This is a genomic window from Streptomyces luteireticuli, assembly GCF_041519305.1.
GTDB classification, from domain to species: domain Bacteria; phylum Actinomycetota; class Actinomycetes; order Streptomycetales; family Streptomycetaceae; genus Streptomyces; species Streptomyces luteireticuli.
The window spans coordinates 6,567,791-6,584,858 of sequence record NZ_CP167927.1 but is presented as its reverse complement, the minus strand read 5'-3'; the positions used below and the strand labels follow the sequence as shown (position 1 = coordinate 6,584,858).

Below are 17,068 nucleotides of genomic sequence, written 5' to 3'. Positions count from 1 at the left end.
CCTCCGTGGCGGCGGCCCCGGCTCGCGGAAATCCGACATCGACGTCCGGACCCTTCTGTCAATGACGGTTGACAGTCCGGGTGTCTGTCATCCAAGGTTGACAGCATGGCCGGAACCGAAGCGAAGGACGCCCTCGGTACCACCGAGGCCGCCATGCACACCGACCCCCGCGTGGGTCTGCGCGCCGTCGCCGCGCTGCGACGGCTGGTCGAACGACTGGAAGCGCTCCAGGTCGACAACGCCCGGCGGCAGGGCTGGTCCTGGGAGGAGATCGGGAACTCCCTCGGGGTCAGCAGGCAGGCCGTCCACAAGAAGCACGCCAGGAGGTAACAGGCATGTTCGAGAGGTTCACCAAGGAGGCACGCATCGCCGTGGTCGTCGCCCAGGAGGAGGCGCGCCTGCTGAACCACCCCCGCATCGGCGCCGAGCACCTCCTCCTGGCGATCACGACGCGCACGGGCGCCCCGGGCACCGGCACGCTGGCCCGGCTCGGCATCACCCCCGACGCCTGCCGGGCGGCCATCAGGACGCCCGATTCCCTGGACGAGGAGGACGCGGAGGCGCTGCGGCACCTCGGCATCGATCTGGACGCGGTGCGCGCCAGCGCGGAGACGGCCTTCGGGCCGGGTGCGCTGGACCGGCCGCCGTCCGCGCCGCCGCGCGGGTGGCTGCGCCGGGGATCGACGTCCAAACCCCAGAAGCCGCACATCCCGTTCAACACGAGCGCCAAGCGGGCACTGGAGCGCTCGCTGCGCGAGGCGCTGGAACGCAAGGACAACCGCATCGGCACCGAGCATGTGCTGCTGGGCATCACCGCGCTCGACGACCTGCCGACGGCGGGTCTGCTGCGGAGTCTCGGCACGACGCCGCGGGATCTGCGGGCGGGGGTTCTGGAGGATTTGCGCGCGGTGGCGTGAGGGGTGGGGGGTGTCGGGGGTGGTTCTTGCCCCTGGCCCGCCCTTTCACCGTTTCTTCCGGGGGCTCCGCCCCCTCGGCCCGGCACCGCGGCTCCACCGCGGTAGGGCGGGGGCTGCGCCCCCTGCACCCCTGCTCCCGGGGCTCCGCCCCTGGCCCCCGTTGTCGCGGCTCCGCCGCTCGTCCTCAAGCGCCGGACGGGCTGATATTCAGCCCGTCCGGCGCTTGAGGACTCCGCCCGAAGGGCGGACGGGGCCCGGGGTCTCCCCGGAAGAAACGGTGAAAGGGAGGGACCGGGGCACACACCCAGCCCGTCCGGCACCTGAGGACAGCACCCGCAAGGCGCTTCAGGGGCCAGGGGGCGAAGCCCCCCGGTAGGGCGCAGGGGCAAAGCCCCGCCCACCCGCGCGAAGCGCGGTGCCGGGTCCGGGGCTTGCCCCGGGGAAACGGCGAAAGGGCGGGCCGGGGGCAAGAACCACCCCCACCTACCCCCCGCACAACCTCCGCCACACCACCCGCGCCGCATGATGCCCCGACATCCCATGCACCCCCGGCCCCGGCGGCGTCGCCGACGAGCACAGGTAGACGGCGGGATGCGCCGTCGCGTACGGGACGCGGGCGAGCTTCGGACGAATCAGCAGCCGCAAACCCGCCACCGAGCCGATCGCGATGTCCCCGCCCACATAGTTGGCGTTGCGGGCCGCGAGTTGCGGGGGGCCCGCGACGGCCCGGGCGAGGACGAGGTCGCGGAAGCCCGGTGCGAACCGCTCGATCTGCCGCTCGATCACCTCCGTCGCATCGCCCTCCCAGCCGTTGGGAACGTGCCCGTACACCCAGAACGTGTGCTTGCCCTCCGGCGCCCGGCCGGGGTCCACGATGCTGGGCTGGGCCGTGATGAGGAAGGGGACGGAGGGGTCCCGCCCCTGGAGGGCCGCGGCCAGGGCCGCGTCGATCTCCTCGTAGGTGGGCCCGACATGGACCGTGCCCGCCTGCCGGGCGGCCTCCGCCGTCCACGGCACGGGCCCCGACAGCGCGTAGTCGATCTTGAAGACGGACGGTCCGTACCGGAAGCGGCGGTAGGCGTTGCCGAGCCCGGCGATACGGGCGAGGGCGGTCGGCGAGGTGTCGAAGACGTAGGCGCGGGCGGGCGGCAGGTCGTCGAGGCGCTTGACCTCGAAGCCGGTGTGGATCGCGCCGCCCTGCTCGCGGAGGTATGAGGCGAGGGCATCCGCGATGGACTGCGAGCCGCCGCGCGGGACGGGCCAGCCGCGCTCGTGCGCGGCGAGCGCGAAGACCAGGGCCATCCCGGCGGTGCCGGGCCCGGTGAGCGGGCCGATGCCGTGGGCGGCGAGCCCCGCCAACAGGCCGCGCGCCTTGGGCCCTTGGAAGCGCCGGGCGAGCCAGGCCGCGGGCAGTCCGCCCACCATCCCGAACCGCGCGTAGCCGATGGGGTCGCGCGGCGGACCGTCCCACTGCGTGCGCAGGAAGTCCCGGGCGAGCGCGGCCCACTTGCCCCGGAAGGGGGCGACCAGGCGGCGGTACGTCCCCGCGTCGCGCGCGCCGAAGGAGGCGGCCGTCTCGCCGACGTGCCGGGAGAGGACGGCGGCCGTGCCGTCGGGGAACGGGTGCACCATCGGCAGCCCGGGGTGCAGCCACTCCAGCCCGTGCCGCTCCAGCGGCATGGCGGCGAACGCCGGGGACCCGATGCCGAGCGGATGGACGGCGGAGCACGGGTCGTGGCGGAAGCCCGGGAGGGTCAGCTCCTCGGTACGGGCGCCGCCGCCGATCGCGTCGGCCGCCTCGTACACCTCGACGGCGAGGCCGCGGCGGGCCAGTTCGACGGCGGCCGTCAGCCCGTTGGGCCCGGCCCCTACGACGACCGCGTCGAGCATGGTGGGCACGGACGGACTCCCCTCACACGAAGATCAAGACGCCAGCAGGCCCAGGATATGCCCGAGGGTCGCGGCGTCCCGCGCGGAGGCGAACGGCAGGGCGTTGCCCCCGGATATCCGGAACGGCTCGCCGGCCACGGTCCCGCTCGCGCCGCCCGCCTCCGCGACGAGCAGCAGGCCGGCGGCGTGGTCCCAGGGGTTCTCCCAGGAGAAGGCCGTCGCGTCCAGGTCCCCGCACGCCACGTTCAGATACTCCAGCCCCGCCGAGCCGCACGGGCGCGGGGCGACCCCGGCCGTGGTGAGCCGGCCCAGGACGCGCTTCTCCTCGTCGGTGGTGAAGTCGAAGTGGGAGATGGCCACCGTCAGCTCCCGGCCGGGCTCCGGCGAACCGGCCCGCAGCGGGACGCCGTCCAGCCGCGCTCCCCCGCCGCGGACGGCGGTCGCCATCCGCTCCAGGGCGGGCGCGTACGTCCAGGACGCCAGCAGCTCGCCGCGGTGGGCCAGGCAGACCAGGGTCGCGAAGCCGGGGTCGCCGTGGACGAACTGCCGGGTGCCGTCGACCGGGTCCACGATCCACACCGGGTCGTCGCCGTGCAGCGCCTCCAGGACGGACGGGTCGGCGTGCACCGCCTCCTCGCCGACCACGCGGGAGCCGGGCAGCAGGGCGGTGAGCGAGGCCGTCAGATGCTCCTCGGCCAGCCGGTCGGCCACCGTCACCAGGTCGTGCGGGCCGTTCTTCTCGACGATCTCGTCCGCGGCGAGCTGGCGGAAGCGCGGCATGATCTCGGCGGCGGCCGCCTTGCGGACCGCCTCGTCGACGGCGGTCAGGTCACCTGCGAGAAATTCATCGATCATACGGCCATCGAACCACGCCGCACTGACAACCGGGGACGTGACGATGGCCTCAGCACCTACGGACGGTGAACGCCCACAGTCAACGACCCACCGCATAGCCCTGCATCCCGCGCGGATTGGCCGCGGCCGACAGCACACCCGTCTCCGGGTCGCGGGCCACCGCGCACAGCCGCCCCAGCGACCACGCCCCGTCCACGGTCACCCGGTGCCCGCGGCGGCGCAGCTCCTGCACCGTCTCCTCCCCCACGCGCCACTCGACGGTGACGGCGCCGGGGGACATCACACGCGGGTGGAACGAGCCGGGGAAGCTCTCCTGGTGCCAGGTGGGGGCGTCGATGGCGGCCTGGAGGTCCTCTCCGGCGGCGACGGCCAGGAAGAAGGGCAGCTGCCACTGGTCCTGCCGGTCGCCGCCGGGCGTGCCGAAGGCCATCACCGGCTCCCCGCCGCGCAGGGCCAGCGACGGGGTGAGCGTGGTGCGCGGACGGCGGCCGGGGGCGAGGGAGTTGGGCAGCCCGGGCTCCAGCCAGGCCATCTGGAGGCGGGTGCCGAGCGGGAAGCCGAGCTCGGGGACGACCGGGTTGGACTGCAGCCAGCCGCCGCTGGGCGTCGCGGAGACCATGTTGCCCCGGCGGTCGACGACGTCGAGGTGGCAGGTGTCGCCGGAGAGCGCGGGCATGCCCCCGCCGGGAGGGGCCTCCGGCCCGGCGGGGGCCGTCGCGTACCGGGGCAGACGGGGCGCGCGCCCGCCCGGGCTGCCCGGGCGCAGCTCGTACGAGGCGGTGGCGTCGATCAGGGCCCGCCGCCCCGCGTTGTATTCCACGGACAGCAGCTCGTCCAGCGGCACCTCGGCGGCGTCCCCGTACCACGCCTCCCGGTCGGCCATGGCGAGCTTGCCCGCCTCGATCAGGGTGTGGACGTACTCCGGGCTCCCGCGCCCGGGGAGGTCGTCGAGCAGGGCGAGCTGCTGGAGCAGCACCGGCCCCTGGGACCAGGGGCCCGCCTTGCACACGGTCCATCCGTGCCAGTCGTAGGTGACCGGCTCCTCGTACCCGGCCCGGTGGGCGGCGAGGTCGTCCCCGGTGAGGGTGCCGGTGTGCCGCTCCCCGGTCGTGTCGAGGGTGGGGCGGCCGGCGGCGCGCAGCAGCGCCTCGGCGACGAACCCCTCGCGCCACACGCGCCGCGCGGCGTCGATCCGGGCCTCGCGGTCCGCCCCGGCCGCCGCCTCGGCGATCAGCCGGCGCCAGGTGGCGGCGAGGGCGGGGTTGCGGAAGGGCCGCCCGGGGACGGGTGGTACGCCGCCGGGCAGGTACACCTCGGCCGAGTCGGTCCACTCGGTGGCGAACAGCTCCCGCACCGTCCCGACGGCCCGGCCGAGCCCTTCCACGGCCGGATGCCCGTGCTCGGCGTACCCGATGGCGTACTCCAGCACCTCCGCGAGCGAGCGCGTCCCGTAGTCCCGCAACAGCAGCAGCCATGCGTCGAACGCCCCCGGCACGGCGGCGGCCAGCGGCCCGCTCCCGGGTACGAGGTCCAGCCCGAGCGCCCGGTAGTGCGCGAGGGACGCCCCGGCCGGTGCGGGTCCCTGCCCGCACAGCACCCGCACGGGCCCGCCGGCGGGCGCGAGAATGATGGGCACCTCCCCGGCGGGCCCGTTGAGGTGCGGCTCGACGACGTGCAGCACGAACGCCCCCGCCACGGCCGCGTCGAACGCGTTGCCCCCGCCCTCCAGCACGGCCATCGCGGACTGCGAGGCGAGCCAGTGCGTGGACGACACCATGCCGAACGTTCCGCGAAGGGTGGGGCGCGTGGTGAACACGCTTCCAGGAAGGCACAGTTGGCGATGGCGCGCAAGGGGCCGGGCGGCGGGGGGCCGGTGCCCGGGGGCGGCCCTGTCCGCGCTCCCGGTTACGGTGGAGGGCGCTGGCCCGCCGGTCAGCCCGATTTCGACAGGAGATGCGTCGTGCACGGTGAGTACAAGGTGCCGGGCGGCAAGCTCGTCGTCGTGGACCTGGAGGTCCGCGAGGGGGTGCTGCGCGACGTCCGGGTCGCCGGCGACTTCTTCCTGGAGCCGGACGAGGCGCTCCTCGACATCGACCGCGCGCTGGAGGGCGCCCCCGCCGACCTGCCCGCCCCGCAGCTCGCGGCGCGGATCGACGCGGCGCTGCCGGAGGGCGCGGTGCTGTTCGGCTTCACCCCGGAGGCCGTGGGCGTCGCGGTCCGCCGGGCGCTGGCCCAGGCCACGGACTGGACGGACTACGACTGGCAGCTCGTCCACGACGGACCGCAGTCGCCGGCCCTGCACATGGCGCTCGACGAGGTCCTGACCACCGAGGTCGCCGCGGGCCGCCGCCCGCCGACGCTGCGGGTCTGGGAGTGGGGCGCCCCGGCGGTGGTGATCGGCAGCTTCCAGTCGCTGCGCAACGAGGTGGACCCGGAGGGTGCCGAGCGGCACGGCATCGAGGTCGTGCGCCGGATCTCCGGCGGCGGGGCCATGTTCATCGAGCCCGGCAACACCATCACGTACTCGCTCTGCGTCCCCGACGCCCTCGTCCAGGGCCTGTCCTTCGCCGACAGCTACAAGTACCTGGACGACTGGGTGCTGGGCGCCCTGGAGGGCATGGGCGTCAAGGCCTGGTACCAGCCCCTCAACGACATCGCCACCGAGTCCGGCAAGATCGCGGGCGCGGCGCAGAAGCGCGTGGTGTCCGGGAACGGCGCGGTGCTGCACCACGTGACCATGGCCTACGACATCGACGCCGACAAGATGCTCGAAGTCCTGCGCATCGGACGGGAGAAGCTCTCCGACAAGGGCACCACGTCGGCGAAGAAGCGCGTCGACCCGCTGCGGCGGCAGACGGGTCTGCCGCGCGACGCCGTCATCACCAAGATGATCGAGTCCTTCCGGGGGCGGTACGGGCTGACGGAAGGGTCGGTCACGCCGGAGGAACTGGCGCGGGCCGAGGAGCTGGCGCGGACGAAGTTCTCCTCGGCGGAGTGGACCGCGCGCGTCCCGTAATCCCGTAGGACGCGCGCGGGTCCCGGCCGGCGTCAGTGGTCGAGCGCGACCTCCTTGTGGACGTCGCCGTCCTTGCTGCCGCCGTTGGCCTTGAGGATGGACGCGCCGAGCGTTCCCGGGTCGCCGACCTTGCCGTCGTGGCCCGTGATGGCCTTGAAGATCTGTTCGGAGAGGGACTTCTCGACGCCCGGGAACGGGGTGAAGCGCGGCTCGACCTGCCAGCCGAGGTGCTCGCCGGTGGCGGTCTCCCAGGCGCGGCCCGCGAAGTTGGTGCAGTTCTGGTCGGGGGCGTACGCCTTGTCGCGCTGGGAGTCGACGAAGGCGAAGAACGCCTTGCGGCCCTGCTCGTTGACCGGCTTGCAGCGGCCGGTGCGGGTCTTGGTGGGGTGGTCCTCGGTGGCGGAGCCGATGGACTTGAGGTGGTCGGCGGGGGTGCCGCGGCTGAACTTGTCGGCCGCGTCGCCGTTGGCGTCGTTGCCCCAGTCGTCCGGGTAGTCGACGGCCAGACCGCCGGGGAACTTGCTCTCGGTCCAGAACTTGGGGTTGTAGGCGAGGCCGTCCCACGGCGACTGGAAGGAGTACGTGCCGACGGTCTTCCCGTCCGGGGCCGTGTAGACGGTCCAGGAGTGGCCCAGGTCGCCGCTGCCCATGATCTCGGCGGCGATGTCGCCGATGGCCTTGGTGGGGTGCTTGAGCTTCTGCTGGGCGATCTGCTTGGCGATGCCCTTGACGTCGGCCGGCTCCTGCCGCTCGCTGAAGACGCAGAGCGCGCCGCCGTCGCCGAGCTTCAGGCTCTCGGGGCCCTTGATGGCGCCGACGCCGCCGTCGGTGACGGTCCCGGGGGCTGCGGCTGCGGCTGCGGCTGCGGCTGCGGCTGCGGCTGCGGTTCCGGCGAGGCCGATGGCGTCGATGCCGGCTCCGGCGAGTAACAGCGTGGCACAAGTGGCTGCGGAGAGGCGGCCGTTCACGCGCACGGGGGTGTCCTGTTCTGTGTGGTCCACCGGTCGGCGGTGCGTCTGCGGCGACGGGCCGCCGCCGTCTTTTCAAGATCACCTTACTCGTCGGTAGGGGGTTGTGCCCCTCCCCGCCCTTTCGCCGTTTCCCGCAGGGGCTGCGCCCCTGCGCCACCCCGCGCCCGCGCTCCGCGCGGGTGGGCGGGGGCTACGCCCCCTGGCCCCCCGAAGCGCCCTTCGGGCGCTGTCCTCAAACGCCGGACGGGCTGGGTGTGTGCCCCGGTCCCGCCCTTTCACCGTTTCTTCCGGGGAAACCCCGGACCCCGTCCGCCCTCCGGGCGGAGTCCTCAAACGCCGGACGGGCTGAAGTGCGCGCCCGGGCTGAAGTACGCACCCCGGCTGAAGTGCGCACCCGGGCTGAAGTGCCCGCCTGGGCTTTGGAATCCGGCCGGGCGCGAAACCCAGCCCGTCCGGCGCTTGAGGACGAGCGGCGGAGCCGCGACAACGGGGTCCGGGGCGGAGCCCCGAAAGGGGGCCAGGGGCGAAGCCCCGGAAGCAGGGGCGCAGGGGGCGCAGCCCCCGCCGGGGAGCAGGGGCGCAGCCCCGCCCACCGCGGCGAGCCGCGGTGCCGGGCCGAGGGGGCGGAGCCCCCGGAAGAAATGGTGAAAGGGCGGGACCGGGGCAACCCCCTACCCCAACACCGGAATCACCCGCTCCCCATACGCATCGATCACCCCCTCCCGCGCATCATGCATCGCATACACCGCAAACTGATCCACCCCCAACGCCCGCAACCGCTCCAGCTTCTCCACATGCGCCTCCACCGGCCCCAGCAAGCAGAAACGGTCCACGATCTCGTCCGGCACGAAGTCCGTGGACGGATTCCCGGCCCGCCCGTGGTGGCTGTAGTCGTAGCCCTGGCGCTTCTCGACATACTCCGTGAGCTCGTCCGGGACGGCAGCGGAGTGGGCTCCGTAGCGGGCCACCAGATCGGCCACATGATTACCGACCATGCCGCCGAACCAACGGCACTGCTCACGCGCATGCGCCAAGTCGTCCCCGACATACGCCGGCGCCGCGACGCAGATCTTCACCGACGCGGGGTCACGGCCCGCCTCGGCCGCGGCCGTACGGACCGCGTGGACCATCCACTCCGTGAGGAACGGGTCGGCCAGTTGCAGGATGAAGCCGTCCGCCTCCTGCCCGGCCAGGGCCAGCGCCTTCGGTCCGTACGCCGCCACCCACACCGGCAACCGGCCGTCGCGCACCCAGGGCAGGCGCAGGGCCGTGCCGCCGACGTCCGCCTCCCTCCCCTCCGCCAGGTCGCGGATGACGCGGACCGAATCCCGCAGCACGGCAAGGGTGTTGGGGCGTCGGCCGGCGACGCGCATCGCGGAGTCGCCGCGGCCGATGCCGCACACGGTGCGGTTGCCGTACATGTCGTTGAGCGTGGCGAAGGTGGAGGCCGTGACCTCGGGGGTACGGGTCGTCGGATTGGTGACCATGGGGCCCACGATCAGCCGCTCCGTGTGCTCCAGGATGCGGCTGTGGATCACGAACGGCTCCTGCCACAGCACGGCGGAGTCGAAGGTCCACCCATAGCGGAAGCCGCGCCGCTCCGCGCGCCGCATCAGCTCCACGACGGCGGAGGCGGGCGGATCGGTCTGCAGGACGAGGCCGAAGTCCAAGGGACGGGCTCCTTAACTCAAGAGAAGGTGGCGCGGGGGACGTAGCGGCCGTGCCCGGCACGCCCGGTGAACTCCCGCCGGTCGATGACGACTTCGCCGCGCGAGAGGACGGTCTCCACCCGCCCGGTGATCCGCTTGCCCTCGTACGCCGAGTAGTCGACGTTCATGTGGTGCGTGGCGGCCGAGATCACCTGCTCGGCGTGCGGGTCGTAGACGACGACGTCGGCGTCGGCGCCCGGCGCGAGGGTGCCCTTGCGCGGGGCCAGGCCGAACATCCGCGCGGGGGCGGCGCAGGCGATGTCGATCCAGCGGCGACGGGAGAGGTGCCCGTCCACCACCGCCTGATGGAGGAGGTCCATCCGGTTCTCCACCCCGGGCAGCCCGTTGGGGATCTTCGAGAAGTCGCCGCGCCCGAGCTCCTTCTGCCCGGCGAAGCAGAAGGGGCAGTGGTCGGTGGAGACGACCTGGAGGTCGTCGGTGCGCAGCGCGCGCCAGAGCGCCGCCTGGTGCTCGCGGGGCCGCAGGGGCGTGGAGCAGACGTACTTGGCGCCCTCGAAGCCGGGTTCGGCGAGGTTGTCGGTGGATAGGTAGAGGTACTGCGGGCAGGTCTCGCCGAAGACGGGGAGTCCCTCGTCCCGGGCCCGGGCGAGCTCGGCGACGGCCTCCTGCGCGGAGACGTGGACGACGTAGAGCGGACTGCCGGCGACCTGGGCCAGCCGGATCGCCCGGTGGGTGGCCTCGGCCTCCAGCAGGGCCCGGCGCACCTCGCCGTGCCACCGCGGCTCCGTGTGCCCCGCGGCGAGCGCCTGCTCGACGAGGACGTCGATGGCGGGACCGTTCTCGGCGTGCATCATGATCAACCCGCCGTTGCCGGCGGCCCGTTGCATCGCCCGCAGGATCTGGCCGTCGTCGCTGTAGAACACCCCCGGGTAGGCCATGAAGAGTTTGAACGAGGTCACCCCCTCCCCCACGACCCGGTCCATCTCCTTCAGCGACGCCTCGTTCACATCGGAGAGGATCATGTGGAAGGCGTAGTCGACGGCGCACCTGCCCTCGGCCTTCGCGTGCCAGGCGTCCAGCCCCTCGCGCAGGGCGCCGCCGCGCGGCTGCACCGCGAAGTCGACCACGGTGGTGGTGCCGCCCCAGGCGGCGGCCCGGGTGCCGGTCGCGAAGTCGTCGGAGGAGGCGGTCCCGCCGAAGGGGAGGTCGAAGTGGGTGTGGGCGTCGACGCCGCCCGGGACGACGTACTTCCCGGTGGCGTCGATGACCCGGTCGGCCGTCCAGCCGAGCGCCGCGGAGGGCGCGGCCAGGGCAGCCACCGTGCCGTCCTCGACGAGGACATCGGCGTACGTCTCGTCGGCGGCGGTGATCACCAGTCCGCCGCGGATCAGGGTCCGGCTCATGACACCGCCTCCTTCGCGTCGACCTCGCGCAGCACCCGTTCCAGTACGGCCGCGCCCTCCTCGGCCTCGGCGGCGGTGAGGGAGAGCGGCGGGGCGATGCGCAGCACGTCGCCCGCCCGGCCGCCCTTGCCGATCAACAGGCCCTGTTCCCGGGCGGCTTCGAGGGCCCGGGCGGCGGCCTGCGGCGAGGCGAGCCCGACGCCGATCATCAGGCCCCGGCCGCGTACCTCGCGGACGGCCGGGAGTCCGGCGGCGACGGCGCGCAGCCGCTCCAGGAGCGGGCCGCCGACGCGGCGGGCGTTGCCCTGGAGGTCGTGGTCCAGCAGGTACCGGAGGTTGGCGAGGCCGGCGGCCATGGTGACGGGGCTGCCGCCGAAGGTCGAAATGGAGTTGGCGTCCAGGCAGTTCATGACCTCGGCGCGGGCGACGACGCCGCCGACCGCCATGCCGTTGCCGATGCCCTTGGCGAAGGTGAGGAGGTCCGGCGGGCCGTTCTCCGCGTGGGCCTGCCAGCCCCAGAAGTGGTCGCCGGTCCGGCCCCAGCCGGTCTGCACCTCGTCGCTGATCCAGAGGATGCCGTGCCGGTCGAGGACCTCGCGGAAGGCGGCGTAGAGGCCGTCGGGCGGCGCGGTGAACCCGCCGACGCCCTGCACCGGTTCGGCGATCAGCGCGGCGACGGTGCCGTGGGCCTGGCCGAGCATGTCCTCCAGGTCGCGCACGCTCGCGGCGATGAAGTCCGCGTCGGTCAGGTGCGCGTACGGGCCGCTCGTGCGGACGGCGCCGTGCACATAGAGGGTCTGCAGCGGGGAGAGACTGGTGGGCGACCAGGCGGAGTTGCCGGTGATGCCGACGGTGGAGAAGGAGCGCCCGTGGTAGCTGTTGCGCATCGCCAGCACCTGGTTGGAGCGGCGGTACGCGGTGGCCAGGAGCAGGGCGGTGTCGTTGGCCTCGGTGCCGGAGGTGGTGAAGAAGACGCGGGCGTCGAGGATACCGCTCAGCTCCGCGATGCGCTCGGCGAGTTCGACCATGTGCCGGTCGAGGTAGAGCGTCGAGGTGTGCAGGATCCGGCCGGCCTGCCCGGCGACCGCCTCGGTGACCTCGGGCAGGGCGTGGGCGGTCATGGTGGTGAGGATCCCGCCGAAGAAGTCGAGGTAGCGGCGGCCGTCCGCGTCCCACACCTGGCGGCCCTCGCCGCGGACGATCTCCAGCGGCTCGTCGTAGTAGAGCGCGAGCCAGGAGGGCAGCACGGCCCGGTGCCGGGCATGCAGGGAGGCTACGGCACTCACGGCCGGACCAGCCCGTCGTAGGCGTCGGGGCGGCGGTCCCGGTAGAAGGCCCACTGCTGCCGGACCTCGTCGATGAGGTCGAAGTCCAGGTCGCGGACGACCAGTTCCTCCTTGGTGTCGCTGGCGACCTCGCCGACGAACTCGCCGCGCGGGTTCACGAAGTACGACGTGCCGTAGAAGTCGTTGTCCCCGTACTCCTCGCGGCCGACGCGGTTGATGGCGGCGACGAAGTACTCGTTGGCCACCGCGGCCGCGGGCTGCTCCAGCTTCCACAGATGGGACGAGAGGCTGCGCGAGGTGGCGGAGGGGTTGTAGACCAGCTGGGCTCCGGCCAGGCCGAGTTGCCGCCAGCCCTCGGGGAAGTGCCGGTCGTAGCAGATGTAGACGCCGATGCGGCCGACGGCGGTGTCGAAGACGGGCCAGCCGAGGTTGCCGGGTTTGAAGTAGTACTTCTCCCAGAAGCCCTTGACCTGGGGGATGTGGTGCTTGCGGTACTTGCCCAGATAGCTGCCGTCGGCGTCGACGACGGCGGCGGTGTTGTAGTAGTGGCCGGGCTGTTCGACCTCGAAGACGGGGACGACGATCACCAGGCCCGTCTCCCGGGCGAGTTGCCGCATCCTGGTGACCGTCGGGCCGTCGGGGACCGGCTCGGCCCAGCGGTAGTGCTCGCTCTCCTGCACCTGGCAGAAGTAGGGGGCGTTGAAGACCTCCTGGAAACCGATCACCCGTGCGCCCTGCGCGGCGGCGGCGCGGGCGTGCTCCTCATGCTTGGCGATCATCGATTCGGTGTCACCGGTCCAGGCGGCCTGGACCAGGGCGGCGCGCACAACGTTGGGCATGAGCTGCTCCTCCGCGGGGGATTTCGCCGGGCTGACGCGTGTAGACATGCCGACGCATACAGGCATGCCGACGCGCGTGCAGACCCGACGATGCGGGCGTGACGACGCGAAGATCCGCGTGGATGCGACCGTAGGCCCCGCCCGGCACCGAGGCAAGACCGGCACGACCCCGACAGAAAAGACAGGCAGGCTTGCAAGTTTTCCTACGTTTTCTTAGGGTGGGGGCATGCCTGTCACCACGCTCGACCCGACCACCGCACTGATCCTCGTCGACCTCCAGCAGGGCATCACCGCCCTGCCGACCGTCCATCCGGCGGACGAGATCGTCGCCCGCGGGGCCGAACTGGCCGCCGCCTTCCGCACCAAGGGACTGCCGGTCGTCCTCGTCAACGTCGCCGGGGCGGCGCCCGGCCGCACGGAGGCACCGCCGCGCGGCCGCGCGTACCCGCCCGGCTTCGCCGAGCTGCGGCCCGAACTCGGCCGCCGGGAGGACGACATCCTCGTCACCAAGCGGACCTGGGGCGCCTTCCACGGCACGGACCTGGACGAGCGGCTGCGCCGCCGGGGCGTCACCCAGGTCGTGATCGGCGGGATCGCCACCGGCATGGGCGTGGAGTCCACGGCCCGCGCGGCGCACGAGCACGGCTACCACGTGACGGTGGTGACCGACGCGATCACCGACCCGGACGCGGAGCGGCACCGGGTGGCCGTGGAGAAGGTCTTCCCGCTGCTGGGCGAGACCGCCGCCACGGCCGACGTCCTGGCGCTGCTGGGCTGAGGACTACCGGTCCGGCCGGACCACCATCGCCGAGCCGCCGCCGCGCCGCACCTTCTCGGCCGCGGCCAGCCAGCGCCCGTCCGGCAGCCGCTGCACACCGGTGGCGGCACCGATCTCCGGGCTCAATTTGAAGGCCTGCCCCCTGGCCTCCAGTTGACGGCGCACCGGGCTGTCCCAGAGGGCCTTCTCCACCTCGGTCGTCGCGGCGTTGCGCTGGCTGGCGCGCGGCGCGGCGATCGCGTCGGCCAGCGGCATGCCGCGGTCCACATGGTTGAGCAGGGTCTGCAGCACGGTGGTGATGATCGTCGCGCCGCCGGGCGAGCCGACCGCGAAGGCGAGCCGGCCGTGGTCGAGGACGATCGTCGGCGCGATGGACGAGCGCGGCCGCTTGCCCGGCCCCGGCAGATTGGGGTCGTGGACGCCGGGGGTGACGGGGACGAAGGAGAAGTCCGTCAGCTCGTTGTTGAGCAGGAACCCGCGTCCGGGCACGGTGATGCCGCTGCCGCCCCACTGTTCGAGGGTGAAGGTGTAGGCGACGACGTTGCCCCACCGGTCCGCCGTCGTCAGATGGGTGGTCTGCTGCCCCTCGTACGGCGTGGGCGCGGCCCGGCCCGTCGACGCGCAGGACGCCGGGCGGCGCGGGTCGCCGGGCGCCAGCGGGCTGGTGAGCGCCCGGTCGTCCTTGACCAGACAGGCGCGCGAGGCGGCGTACCTCTGGGACGTCAGCGCGGCGGTGGGCACCTTCTCCTGGGCGGGGTCGCCGACCCAGCGGTTGCGGTCGGCGAAGGCGATGCGGCTCGCCTCCAGGTACCGGTGGAGGTAGGCGGCCCGGTCCGCCCGGCGCAGATCGCCCTTCTCCTGAAGGATGTTGAGCGCCTCGGCGACCGTGGTGCCGCCGGAGGAGGAGGGGCCCGGCCCGTAGACGTCGAGGCCGCGGTAGGTGGTGTGGGTCGGCGCGGGCCGTTCGAGGGTGTACGCGCGCAGGTCCCGCGCGGTCAGGTCGCCGGAGCGGACCACGCGCGAAGTGCCGTGCGCGACGGGGGGTTTGCGGACGGTCGAGACGATGTCGCGCCCCAGCTCCCCGCCGTAGACCGCGCCGACGCCCTCCCTGCCCAGGAGTTCGTAGGTGCGGGCGAGGTCGGGGTTCTTCAGCGTGGAGCCGACGGCCGGCAGCTTGCCGCCGGGCAGGTAGAGCCGGGCGGTGTCCGGGAAGTCGCGGAAGCGCTTCTCGTTGTCGGCGGTCATCTGCCGGAAGGTGGCGTCGACCGTGAAGCCCTTGCGGGCGAGACGCTCGGCGGGCTGGAGGACCTTGCCGAGCGGTCTGCTGCCCCAGGAGCGCAGGGCCGCGTCCCAGGTGGCGGGCGCGCCGGGGACACCGACGCTGCGGCCGCTGGTGACGGCCTCGTCGAAGGGGACGGGGCGGCCCTTCTCCACGAAGAGGTTCTTGTCCGCGCTGAGCGGGGCCCGCTCGCGGCCGCCGAGGGTGAAGACCTTGTGGTCCTTGGCGCGGTAGTAGACGAAGTAGCCGCCCCCGCCGATACCGCCCGAGTACGGCTCGCTGACGCCGAGCGCGGCGGCGGTGGCCACCGCCGCGTCCACGGCGTTGCCCCCGCCCTTGAGCACCTCGATGCCGGCCGCCGACGCATCGGCATCGACGCTCGCCACGGCGCCGCCGCGGCCGGTGGCGAGCGGTGACTTGGCGGGGGCGCCCGGGGCGCCCTGGGCGGCGGCCGGCACGGCCCCGAGTCCGGCCACCAGCGCGGCGGACGCGCAGAGGACGGTCAGCCGGCGGGGTCCTGGCGGTCTTGCCATGGTGCCTCCCTGTCGTCGAAGAGGCCCGTGACCCTACTCGCCGGACAGCTCATACGACAGGGCGCGACACGGCTCCGTCGCGACGGCGCTTCAGCGGCCCCGCGGTTTCAGCGGCCCCGCGCCTGGGTGATCACCGGGCGGGCCATGGCCTGCTCGCCGTCGGCGTTCGGGTGGAACGGCGCGGCCGGACGGGACGGCCGGGCGCCCTCGATCCAGCGGTCCGCCCCGGACGTGCAGACGTCGTGGCCGACGGTGGCGGCGTAGGTGTCGGCGTACCGCACACCGGCCTTGCCCGCCTGCTCCCGGAGCATCGCGTTGAGCTTCTTCTCGGTGTCGCGCAGGTAGGGGACGTCCCCGGCGGCGATCGGCACGGAGGGGAAGCAGCCCACACCGTCGTCCGGCATGATCGACGGGTAGCCGGCGAGCACGACGCGGGCGTGCGGGGCCTTGCGGTGCACGGCCTTCAGCACCTTGGCGATCTTGGGGGCGGTGTCCGCGATCCGCTGGTTCAGCAGGTCGCCGCCGTCGGCCGCGGTGTACTGCTTGCGGCAGGGGGCGCCGGCCGGGTCGCCGGCGGAGAGCTGGGCGCAGGTGCCGATGATCTCGCCGAAGCCGATGTCGTTGCCGCCGATGCCGATGGTGACGAGCCTGGTGTTCCTGCCCAGGGCGTCGAGCTGCGGCGGGTTCGCGCCCTGCGCGCGCCAGAAGTCGTCGGTCCTGGCGCCGCTGCAGCTCACGTCCTTGAAGGACTTCTGGTGCAGGGCCTTCGCCGTCAGGGACGGGTAGTTGACGCTGGAGCGGGCGCAGTCGCCGCCGCTCTGCTCCGGGACGCCCGGCGCGGAGGTGTACGAGTCGCCGAGGGCGACGTAGCGCTCGCCGCCGGCGCAGGCGGCCGCGGTCGCGGGGGCCGCGGCGCCGGCCGCCAGGGCCGTCGCGGCACCGACCGCCGCCAGCGCCTTTCCGTACCGCCCGCCGTGTGCGCGTGCCTGAGCCGCCACCTGATCCTCCGTTTGATCGTCCGATGAATGGCGACAGACTTACCGGCGGTTAACTTCCTGTCAATCCCGGTCGGCCCGGGACCCTCCGAGGTTAATTGGAATCTCAGATACCAATTGTCTAGACTGAGGCCGTGCGACTGACCAAGAGCACCGACATCGCCCTGCGCATCGCCATGCGCCTGGCGGTGGTGGACGAGACCGAGGCCGCGCCGACCACCCGCGAGGTGGCGGCCGCGATGGGCGTGCCGTACACGCACGCGGCCAAGGTGGTCAGCCGCCTGACGCACCTGGGCGTCGTCGAGGCCCGCCGGGGCCGGGGCGGCGGGCTCGCGCTCACCACCGCCGGACTCACGGGCTCGCTCGGCCGCCTGGTGCGGGAGTTGGAGGGAACGGGTGACGTCGTCGGCTGCGAGGACGACCCGCCGTGCCCGCTGCGGGCGGCCTGCCGGCTGCGCGGCGCACTGCGCGAGGCTCAGGAGGCGTTCTTCGCCCACCTCGATCCCCTGACCATGCAGGACCTGGTCGGGAGCCCGACCGGTCCGGTCCTGCTGGGCCTGCCCACCCGTCCGGGGGGCTGACCGGACCGTCATGAAACGCCGCCCGCGAGGGCGGCACACACACCCCGTTAAATAC

At 73.4% G+C, this 17,068-nt stretch carries 15 protein-coding genes; 5 read left to right on the top strand and 10 right to left on the bottom strand.

Features of this window, described 5'->3' with window-relative positions; genetic code table 11:
• Nucleotides 1-105: 105 nt before the first annotated feature.
• Together AB8735_RS29660 and AB8735_RS29655 are read left to right on the top strand one after the other, a co-directional pair.
• Nucleotides 106-330, top strand: coding sequence for a hypothetical protein (locus AB8735_RS29660; protein ID WP_344019907.1), 225 nt, complete (start codon nt 106-108; stop codon nt 328-330).
• Nucleotides 331-335: 5 nt separating this feature from the next.
• Nucleotides 336-917: a Clp protease N-terminal domain-containing protein gene (locus tag AB8735_RS29655; protein WP_372410562.1), complete on the top strand. Its 582-nt coding sequence runs from the start codon at nt 336-338 to the stop codon at nt 915-917.
• A gap of 483 nt (nt 918-1,400) precedes the next feature.
• Here AB8735_RS29655 and AB8735_RS29650 read toward each other — a convergent pair whose 3' ends face one another.
• From AB8735_RS29650 to AB8735_RS29640, 3 genes are all read right to left on the bottom strand, one after another.
• A complete protein-coding gene (locus AB8735_RS29650) occupies nt 1,401-2,816 on the bottom strand; it encodes a phytoene desaturase family protein (protein ID WP_372410561.1) in 1,416 nt (471 codons plus the stop codon).
• A gap of 24 nt (nt 2,817-2,840) precedes the next feature.
• Entirely contained in the window at nt 2,841-3,662 is an 822-nt protein-coding gene (locus AB8735_RS29645; protein WP_344019903.1) for an inositol monophosphatase family protein, read from the bottom strand.
• Nucleotides 3,663-3,741: 79 nt separating this feature from the next.
• Complete coding sequence (locus tag AB8735_RS29640; protein WP_372410559.1) at nt 3,742-5,478, bottom strand: gamma-glutamyltransferase family protein; 1,737 nt, start codon at nt 5,476-5,478, stop codon at nt 3,742-3,744.
• A 144-nt stretch (nt 5,479-5,622) separates the two neighbouring features.
• On the opposite strand from AB8735_RS29640, the gene AB8735_RS29635 reads away from it, so the two are divergent.
• The gene (locus tag AB8735_RS29635) at nt 5,623-6,678 is read left to right on the top strand and encodes a biotin/lipoate A/B protein ligase family protein (protein WP_372410558.1); all 1,056 of its coding nucleotides are present in this window, start codon (nt 5,623-5,625) and stop codon (nt 6,676-6,678) included.
• A 32-nt stretch (nt 6,679-6,710) separates the two neighbouring features.
• Here AB8735_RS29635 and AB8735_RS29630 read toward each other — a convergent pair whose 3' ends face one another.
• The 5 genes from AB8735_RS29630 to AB8735_RS29610 all read right to left on the bottom strand — a co-directional run bounded on the left by AB8735_RS29630 (nt 6,711) and on the right by AB8735_RS29610 (nt 12,847).
• Nucleotides 6,711-7,679, bottom strand: a complete 969-nt coding sequence (locus AB8735_RS29630) for a hypothetical protein (protein ID WP_372410556.1) — start codon at nt 7,677-7,679, stop codon at nt 6,711-6,713.
• 641 nt (nt 7,680-8,320) lie between these two features.
• Nucleotides 8,321-9,319, bottom strand: coding sequence for a TIGR03842 family LLM class F420-dependent oxidoreductase (locus AB8735_RS29625; RefSeq protein ID WP_344019895.1), 999 nt, complete (start codon nt 9,317-9,319; stop codon nt 8,321-8,323).
• Nucleotides 9,320-9,336: 17 nt separating this feature from the next.
• Nucleotides 9,337-10,722 (bottom strand): dihydropyrimidinase, encoded by a 1,386-nt coding sequence (gene hydA / locus AB8735_RS29620; RefSeq protein ID WP_372410554.1) that lies wholly within the window; start codon nt 10,720-10,722, stop codon nt 9,337-9,339.
• Nucleotides 10,719-12,008, bottom strand: coding sequence for an aspartate aminotransferase family protein (locus AB8735_RS29615; RefSeq protein WP_372410552.1), 1,290 nt, complete (start codon nt 12,006-12,008; stop codon nt 10,719-10,721). Before AB8735_RS29615 ends, hydA begins: the two co-directional genes overlap by 4 nt.
• Nucleotides 12,005-12,847 carry a nitrilase-related carbon-nitrogen hydrolase gene (locus AB8735_RS29610; RefSeq protein WP_372410550.1) on the bottom strand — a complete coding sequence of 281 codons (843 nt, stop codon included), beginning with the start codon at nt 12,845-12,847 and terminating at the stop codon, nt 12,005-12,007. The genes AB8735_RS29615 and AB8735_RS29610 overlap by 4 nt, the downstream gene beginning before the upstream one ends.
• Nucleotides 12,848-13,073: 226 nt before the next feature.
• Here AB8735_RS29610 and AB8735_RS29605 point away from each other — a divergent pair, with 226 nt between their 5' ends.
• On the top strand, nt 13,074-13,625 hold the full coding sequence (locus tag AB8735_RS29605; RefSeq protein ID WP_372410549.1) for an isochorismatase family protein: 552 nt from the start codon (nt 13,074-13,076) through the stop codon (nt 13,623-13,625).
• A gap of 3 nt (nt 13,626-13,628) precedes the next feature.
• On the opposite strand, the gene ggt is transcribed toward AB8735_RS29605, so the two are convergent.
• A complete protein-coding gene (ggt, locus tag AB8735_RS29600; RefSeq protein WP_372410547.1) occupies nt 13,629-15,437 on the bottom strand; it encodes a gamma-glutamyltransferase in 1,809 nt (602 codons plus the stop codon).
• A 107-nt stretch (nt 15,438-15,544) separates the two neighbouring features.
• Nucleotides 15,545-16,435, bottom strand: a complete 891-nt coding sequence (locus AB8735_RS29595; RefSeq protein WP_372410546.1) for an SGNH/GDSL hydrolase family protein — start codon at nt 16,433-16,435, stop codon at nt 15,545-15,547.
• 131 nt (nt 16,436-16,566) lie between these two features.
• On the opposite strand from AB8735_RS29595, the gene AB8735_RS29590 reads away from it, so the two are divergent.
• Nucleotides 16,567-17,013 (top strand): Rrf2 family transcriptional regulator, encoded by a 447-nt coding sequence (locus AB8735_RS29590; protein ID WP_344019881.1) that lies wholly within the window; start codon nt 16,567-16,569, stop codon nt 17,011-17,013.
• Nucleotides 17,014-17,068: the final 55 nt, after the last annotated feature.

Coding starts and splice junctions, on each gene's coding strand:
- AB8735_RS29660 (WP_344019907.1), top strand. CDS start 106: ATGGCCGGAACCGAAGCGAAGGACGCCCTCGGTACCACCGAGGCCGCC.
- AB8735_RS29655 (WP_372410562.1), top strand. CDS start 336: ATGTTCGAGAGGTTCACCAAGGAGGCACGCATCGCCGTGGTCGTCGCC.
- AB8735_RS29645 (WP_344019903.1), bottom strand. CDS start 3,662: ATGATCGATGAATTTCTCGCAGGTGACCTGACCGCCGTCGACGAGGCG.
- hydA (WP_372410554.1), bottom strand. CDS start 10,722: ATGAGCCGGACCCTGATCCGCGGCGGACTGGTGATCACCGCCGCCGAC.
- AB8735_RS29610 (WP_372410550.1), bottom strand. CDS start 12,847: ATGCCCAACGTTGTGCGCGCCGCCCTGGTCCAGGCCGCCTGGACCGGT.
- AB8735_RS29605 (WP_372410549.1), top strand. CDS start 13,074: ATGCCTGTCACCACGCTCGACCCGACCACCGCACTGATCCTCGTCGAC.
- ggt (WP_372410547.1), bottom strand. CDS start 15,437: ATGGCAAGACCGCCAGGACCCCGCCGGCTGACCGTCCTCTGCGCGTCC.